Here is a 6,794-nt window from a genome sequence, read left to right as displayed (position 1 = left end):
CCCCGGCTCCCGGCCCCCGGCCGGGGCGTCCCCGGCCCGCGCCTGCCCGGCAGGTGCCGGGCGGGCCGGCCCAGCCAGGGCGGCCGCGGTCGGGGTCGGGGGCGGTGGCGGTGCTGGCCCGGGTGCTCGGGGACCTCGCCGCCTGTGCGGGCGTCCCGTCCGGGGCCGGATTCTCCGAGCGGCTCAACCGGGCCGCCTACACGGTGGGCGGACTCATCGCCGCGGACCGTCTCGACCCCGAGGCCGGCGAACGCGCCCTGGTCGAAGCCGCGGCCCGGGTGCGGCCCGGCCAGACCGAGCGGGCCCGCCGCATCATCTCCAGCGGTCTGGCCGCGGGCAGGACCAGACCCCTCTACGCGGGAGGACGCGGATGACGGACGCCTCCACGGGGTTCGACCCGGTCGCGGTGGCCATGCGGATCCTCGCCGAGGGCGGGCTCTCCACGGGGCACCCCGCCGGGACCCCCCTCGCCCCGCAGGCGCAGCCCGCGGTCGGCGCCCCTCCGGCCGGGCTGCTGCCCGACAGCCTCACGGACCGGGGCAACGCCAAGCTGTTCGTGTCCCTGTACGGCCGCGAGTACCGGCACGTGCCCGGCCTCGGCTGGTACCGGTGGACCGGCTACCGCTGGGAGTCCGACGAGGACGACACGGTCGTGTGGGCCGCCGGCGAGATGGCCGAGCAACTCGCCGAGCACGACCCGACCGGGGTGCACAGCACCTCGGGACTGCGCCAGAACCGGCGCCGCGCCCTGTCCACCGCCGGGATGAAGGCCCTGCTCCTCCAGGCGAAGTCGGCCCCCGGCATGGTCCTCAACGCGGCCAGCCTGGACGCGGAGCCGTACGCCCTGTGCACCCCGGGCGGGGTCGTGGACCTGCGCACCGGCAGGCTCAGCGCGCCCGACCCGGCCCGCGACTACCACTCGCGCTCGACCAGCGTCGCGCCGGAGGGCGTCCCTGCCGTCCGGTGGGAGTCGTTCCTGCGCGACACCTTCGGACCGGACGCCGAGGGCGCCGAGATGATCGACTTCCTCCAGCTGCTGCTGGGCTACTCGATCACGGGCGACGTCGGCGCGCAGGTCATGCCCTTCCTCCACGGGCTGGGCAAGAACGGCAAGAGCGTACTGCTCGACGTACTGATGAAACTGCTGGGCGACTACGCGGACGCCGCGCCGCCCGGCTTCCTCATGGCCAAGCCCTTCGAGGGGCACCCCACCGAACTCGCCGAACTCCACGGCCGGCGGGTCATCGTGTGCAGCGAACTCAAACCGGGCGACCGTTTCGACGAGGCCCGGGTGAAGCTGCTGACCGGCGGGGACAGGATCAAGGCACGACGGATGCGGCAGGACTTCTTCTCCATCAACCCCACCCACAAGCTCTGGCTGATCGGCAACCACCGGCCCGAAGTGGGCACCGGCGGCTTCGCCTTCTGGCGGCGCATCCGGATGATTCCCTTCGAACGCGTCGTACCCGATCATTGCAAGGTCGACAACCTCGCCGATTCCCTCGTCCGGGACGAGGGACCGGCCATCCTCAACTGGCTGATCGAAGGAGCCCGTCGCTATCTCGCGGGGGAGAAGGACCTGACGGGACCGGACCGGGTGCGCGTGGCCACGACCGCCTACGCCGAGACGGAGGACCACATGGGACGCTTTGTCACCGAGCGGTGCCGGCTGGAGATGGGGCTGCGGGCCGAGCAGGCGATGCTCTACCAGGCCTACCGGAAGTGGTGTCTGGCGGAGGGGGCGAACCCCGTCACCTCACGGGCGTTCGCGGCCCGGATCCGGGAGACGCTCGGGATGAGCAGTCCCAAGCAGATGCTGACGTCCAACCAGCGGAAGTTCTACCCCGGGATCGGACTGCTCCTCTCTCCCGGCGACGACGAGGTGACGCCGTGAGCGGCCTGATCGAACCGCACCAGATCGCCCAGGAGAGCCGGGTGGTCTGGCTGGAGGACATCAGCCATCTCGACTACGTGCGCCAGAGCCTGGAACGGCTGCCGAGCCGTCAGGGCCGGCCGCCGTACCACCGGGACGGCCGCATGGTCGGCTACGCGGTGCTCGGGCCGGCCGCGAGGCCCTCCAGGGCCTCGGGCACCTTCCTGCGCCGGGTCTTCTGGCTGCTGCCGCACGACCGCGACCAACAGCCCGACGGAAGCTACGCGTTCAGCAGCCCGTCCGAGGCGGTCGACCCCCGCACCTTGGTGCCCCGGGACCCCGGACGCCGCACCCAGCGCTCGGCCGGCCCGCCGTCGGCCGCCATGCGCGAGCTGGGCATCCTGCTGCCGGAGAGCTGAGGGGGGCTGAACGGGGCGGGTCGTCGGAGGCGGGCCGTCATGCCCGGGTCGTCAAGCCCGGGTCGTCAAGCCCGGGTCGTCATGCCCGGGTCGTCAAGCCTGGGCCGTCAAGCCTGGGCCGTCAGGTCCGGCCGCGGCGCGCGGTAGTCCGGGTGGTCGGCCCACTGGCCGGCGACGGAGTGCAGGCAGCGCGCCGCCGCGTCGTACCCGGCGCGGTCGCCGCGCACGCGTGCGCCGTCCGCCTGCCGGACCAGGTCCCGTACGGCGTCGACCAGGGCCTGGACGGCCGGCATGACCTCCGCACCGTCGGACCTGCGGAGCAGGTCGGCGAGCCGGGCGTCGAGGAAGGCGCACTGCGCGCTGAGCTCATCGTGGGCGGCGGCGTGCACACCGTGTCCTTTCACCGGTCCAGCTGACGTGGGAGAACACCAGCATGCACGGACGGGCGGTACCTGGCACCCTCCGACCGCATGATCGACCGGATGGGACCCGTTTGCACCAGGTGGAGCGAAAGCACCGGAACCACCGCCGGGTGACGGGTGGGAGGCGGGACACGGGGGGAGACCCGGCGGCCGGCGGGGCAGTGTGCTGCCCCGCCGCCCTCGTGGCCGGGCCGTTCGGGACGTCCGAACGGCTGCGTGGAGGTCTGGCGGAAGGTGGTCCCCTTCGGGCTGGCCCCCGTTCGGGCGCGTCGAGAGCCTGGAAGGGAGAGCTGGCGGGCGGCTCGAACAGGAGGGGTGGACGTGCCGAACTTGACATGGATCTCTGAAGGGACCGACCTCGACTTCGTCCGGGACCGGAACGAGTGCCCGCAGACCGTGGAAGACCTGTTCACAGCGGGCGACGACTGGATCAACCTGTTCGGGCGCTGGTACGAGCTGGAGAAGAAGCCGGACCAGTCCACGCTGGAGCTCTGGTTGACGCTGGTCCAGAAGTACCGGGCAAGTGATCCGCGGAGCTACTCCGATGCGGTGCAGGCGGCGGGCGTCGAGAGGCTGATCGGCGATTGGAACCTGCAGCTCGAGCTGGGGTTCTTCGAACATTGCAACGCGATCCGCGGCTGGGTGGACAAAGCGGTAGCAAAGGCCCGGGAGCAACTGGCGGAAGAGCTGGCTCAGGCGCGCAACCGGGGACAGACCGAAGCGCAGACGGTGACCGACGAGCAGGTCAAGGAGAGGCAGCAGAGGAACATGGGCCGGCAACTTGCCAAGGCCCGGTCCAAGCAGTGGGAACGTGAAGGCAGTCAGGGTCTGACAACCGCCATGTCCGAGCTGACCGTCGCCCGTATGGAGGCGGTCATGACTGCTGTCACCCGCCAGGTCAAACCCAAGTTCGCCGAGCTGTACGGTCACTACCGGCAGATGCCGGAGAAGCTCCCGGCCCTGGAACTGCTCGAAGCCGCCCATGCCGGCCTGAACACCGCCGAGTCGGCGCTGCGTGAAGCCTGTCACATGGAGCGGCACGAACCGCCCCGCTCGCGGGCTCGGAGAGAGGCGAGGGACGAGGGGCTGCTCGATGCCTGGGTGGAGTACACGACGGCGTGCACCGAGCTGGGCGCGGCGATGTTCGAGGCCGCCAAGAACATCGTACGGTGGGCCACCGAGGACGCCGAAAAGAAGATCAAGGAAAACCTGAGCAGTGAGAACCCCAGGGTGGCGGCGGCCCTGGTGGGCATCAGGATCACCCTGGCCACCCTGACCGCGGCGGCCCAGTGCCTCAGCCTGGCGGGTGGCGCCCCGGCGGTCCTCGCCACGACGGCCGCCATGAACACCACGTACGAACTCCTCGAGCGCCTCATCGTGGGGCTCACTGCCCGTGGCCAGGCGCGCGATCCGGAGAAGATACTCGAACTCGCAGGGCGGGAGTACAAGCCGGATCCGGCCGCGAAGCGGAGCAGCACCCTTGCCGACACGACCTCGGAAGTCCTCAAACCGATCAGTGGCGTGGCCGTTCCCGCACTGCACTGGGACACCGCGGCCACCGGCTCCGCGATGGCGGCGAAGAGCGCGCCGGTCGTCGGGCAGCTCGTCCAGATCGGCAAGATCGCGGTGGACCTGCAGAAGTTGGTCAATCCGGCGATCCTCGAGGACACCCGGGACCGTGAGGCGCTCGTGACCTTGCTGAAGCGGGCTTTCGCAGGCATGAGCGAGGCGGCCCCCGAGGGGAAGGTGGACCTCTTCGCGTTCGACCCCGCGACCGGGACCGCGACGGTCATGGTGAACGGCGTCTCCGGCACCCTGCGCGACGGCCGCTTCTCTCCGGACGACCGTAGCGGCGGACTCGTGGCGGCGCTCGCGGACTGGACGCGGCACACGCAGGACCCCTTCCCCGGCATCGCCCCTGACGGCGCGTTCACCTTCGCCGGTCGGAGGCTGCGGCGCTTCAGCCTTCAGGCGAACGGCGCATCAGTGGCGGCGGCCGACGTGGTCTCGGCCATCACCTCGTACGAGGAAGTGGCCGGGGGATACAAGTGCCGGGCGACCGCGTCGGCGTTCGGGCTGGGCGAGTCCGTAGGGTGCGACTCCTGGCAGATCGAGTTCTTCCTCACTCACGAGGGAGAGGTGGAACTCAACTCCAAGGACATTCACTTCGAGTGGCTGATGCGCTATGCGCAGGAATCCCCGGGTGACGGAATCATCGCGCAGACCGAGAAGGCCGTCGTCCTGCTGGAACGATTGTCCGAGGACGACCCGGGGCTGTCGCTGGTCACCGTGCTCCGCGCGGGTGGTGCCCTCGGCGAGGACGTCGCAGGGTGCATCCTCGACGACGAAGGGCTGTGGGACAGTGCCCGTATCGGTCGGATCGTGCCCCAGGAGGCGCTCCTCGAGGTGCGCCAGGCCGTGCCCTGGATACTGGAGACGCGAAGGCAGTTGGAGAGCGGAACCTTTGTCCCCGTCGATTGGGACTCCCTCTCGACGACTCAGCTCTTTCTTCTCCGTGACTGGTACGAGCCGTGGCTGGCCTTCGACCAGGTTTTCAGCGCCGAAGGCGAAATTCTGCGCTGGGTCACGTTCGAGGAGAAGTTGCACAGCCTGAGCGACGGGGGCGCCGACAAGTTCAACCGCCTTGTCGCTCAGCAGCATGATTGGTGGGCGTCCTTCACAGAGTTGACCATGCTGCGCGGCAAGATCGAACACAGCCTACCGGCGGACAGCGACGAGGAAGTGGTGAAGATGCAGTCGATCTGTCGACACTTGAACCGGCCGTACCACCAGCTCTGACCGGTCTGCGCCCGTCCCCGCCCGCAGCCGCAGGCCTACGCCTTGCCCGTGAGGTGGGCGAAGACGACCACGTTGGAGTCCCAGTGGCGGTCCGGGGTCAGGGAGCCGCCGCACGTGATGACCCGGAGCTCCGCCTTGCCGCCCGTGTCCCCGTAGACCTTCTGCGTGGGGAAGGTGTTCTTCTGGAAGGTCTCCACCTCGTCGACGGTGAACACGGCGGTGGTGTGGTCCTCCCGCTTCACGTCGATCTCGGCGCCCTTCTTGAGGTCGGGCACCTTGTAGAACACCGCCTTGGGAACCTCCGGCGTGTCCAGGTGGCCCACGATGGCCGCGGGGCCCGCCTCGCCGGGCGTGGGCCCCATCCGGTACCAGGCGGCGTCCATGGGCTTGGCGAAGTCGGGCGCCTCCATCTGGCCGTCGGACTGGAGCCCCACCGTGTTCAGCTTGGCGTTCACACCGATCGACGGGATGACGATGCGGTCGGGCACCGAGGCGGGCAGCACCGTGGCGGGGGACGTGGACGCCTGCGAGGAACTGGGGGCCGGGGTGGGCGACTTCCCCGAGCACGCGGTGGCGATCACCGCGGTCAGGGCCACCGCCGTGATCACGAGCGTCGGGTAGAGCCCGCGCCGGCGGCGCCGGGGCTGCTGTCCCGGGTCGTTCCCGGTGGCCGGCTGTGCTGCGTACAGCTGCTGCCCGACGTACGGCTGCTCGGTGTACGGGGCCTCGGAGTCCTTGCCGGGCCGGTGGTGCTGTGCGGTCATGGTGCGTCCCTCATTCGGATGCGTGGGGGCGGCCTTCGGGGTGCGAGGCCGGGGGCGGGAAGTCGAGCGAGACGACGACGGTCTTGCCGCCGTCGGGATGGGGGACGGCGGTCCAGTACTGGCTGAGGATCTCGATCAGGAGGATGCCGTAGCCGCCGTCCGCGCCCCGCTCCTCCGGCGGCTTGCGCCGGGGCGGCCGGGAGGAGGGGTCGGACACGGCGAGGGTGAGGCGGCGCGTCCCCGGGTGCCAGTGCGAGGTCAGCCGGGTGGGACCGGGGGAGTGCCGGCAGGCGTTGCCCACCAGTTCACTCGCGATCAGGAGCGCTTCCTCGGCGCGGCGCCGGTCCGGGCCGTCGCCACCACTGAGCAGGCCCAGGCGCCGGAACTGGCGGGTGAGCAGCCGACGGGTGTGCTGAGTGGGCCGGTCCAGGTGTTCCAGGACGACCAGGGTGCGCGCGTGGAGGCAATGGTGGGGGATCTGGGGCATGGTGGGCTCCGCTGGGGACCGGGCGGGGAC

General features: G+C 70.7%; 6 protein-coding genes and 1 pseudogene. 4 read left to right on the top strand and 3 right to left on the bottom strand.

From position 1 onward, the window contains the following. From EF918_RS30490 to EF918_RS30480, 3 genes and pseudogenes are all read left to right on the top strand, one after another. Window positions 1-374, top strand: a pseudogene (locus EF918_RS30490) (DNA primase); the annotation flags it as partial. After that, window positions 371-1,894, top strand: coding sequence for a phage/plasmid primase, P4 family (locus EF918_RS30485; protein WP_185921992.1), 1,524 nt, complete (start codon window positions 371-373; stop codon window positions 1,892-1,894). The pseudogene EF918_RS30490 and the gene EF918_RS30485, both read left to right, overlap by 4 nt. Then, on the top strand, window positions 1,891-2,292 hold the full coding sequence (locus EF918_RS30480) for a DUF6009 family protein (protein WP_125652161.1): 402 nt from the start codon (window positions 1,891-1,893) through the stop codon (window positions 2,290-2,292). The genes EF918_RS30485 and EF918_RS30480 overlap by 4 nt, the downstream gene beginning before the upstream one ends. Before the next feature lie 107 nt (window positions 2,293-2,399). Here the strand turns inward: EF918_RS30480 and EF918_RS30475 are convergent, their stop codons facing one another. Beyond that, window positions 2,400-2,681: a hypothetical protein gene (locus EF918_RS30475; RefSeq protein WP_125652160.1), complete on the bottom strand. Its 282-nt coding sequence runs from the start codon at window positions 2,679-2,681 to the stop codon at window positions 2,400-2,402. 348 nt (window positions 2,682-3,029) lie between these two features. On the opposite strand from EF918_RS30475, the gene EF918_RS30470 reads away from it, so the two are divergent. Continuing rightward, window positions 3,030-5,513 (top strand): hypothetical protein, encoded by a 2,484-nt coding sequence (locus EF918_RS30470; RefSeq protein WP_125652159.1) that lies wholly within the window; start codon window positions 3,030-3,032, stop codon window positions 5,511-5,513. Window positions 5,514-5,548: 35 nt separating this feature from the next. Here the strand turns inward: EF918_RS30470 and EF918_RS30465 are convergent, their stop codons facing one another. After that, window positions 5,549-6,277: a class F sortase gene (locus tag EF918_RS30465; protein ID WP_125652158.1), complete on the bottom strand. Its 729-nt coding sequence runs from the start codon at window positions 6,275-6,277 to the stop codon at window positions 5,549-5,551. Between the two features lie 10 nt (window positions 6,278-6,287). Beyond that, window positions 6,288-6,764, bottom strand: coding sequence for an ATP-binding protein (locus EF918_RS30460; protein WP_125652157.1), 477 nt, complete (start codon window positions 6,762-6,764; stop codon window positions 6,288-6,290). Between the last annotated feature and the right edge of the window lie 30 nt (window positions 6,765-6,794).

This window comes from Streptomyces sp. WAC06614, assembly GCF_003949795.1.
Lineage (GTDB): Bacteria > Actinomycetota > Actinomycetes > Streptomycetales > Streptomycetaceae > Streptomyces.
This window is presented reverse-complemented; position numbering and strand designations above follow the sequence as displayed.

Bases quoted from the DNA above. Each gene is read 5' to 3' on its own strand.
- EF918_RS30485 (WP_185921992.1), top strand. From the start codon at position 371: ATGACGGACGCCTCCACGGGGTTCGACCCGGTCGCGGTGGCCATGCGG.
- EF918_RS30465 (WP_125652158.1), bottom strand. From the start codon at position 6,277: ATGACCGCACAGCACCACCGGCCCGGCAAGGACTCCGAGGCCCCGTAC.
- EF918_RS30460 (WP_125652157.1), bottom strand. From the start codon at position 6,764: ATGCCCCAGATCCCCCACCATTGCCTCCACGCGCGCACCCTGGTCGTC.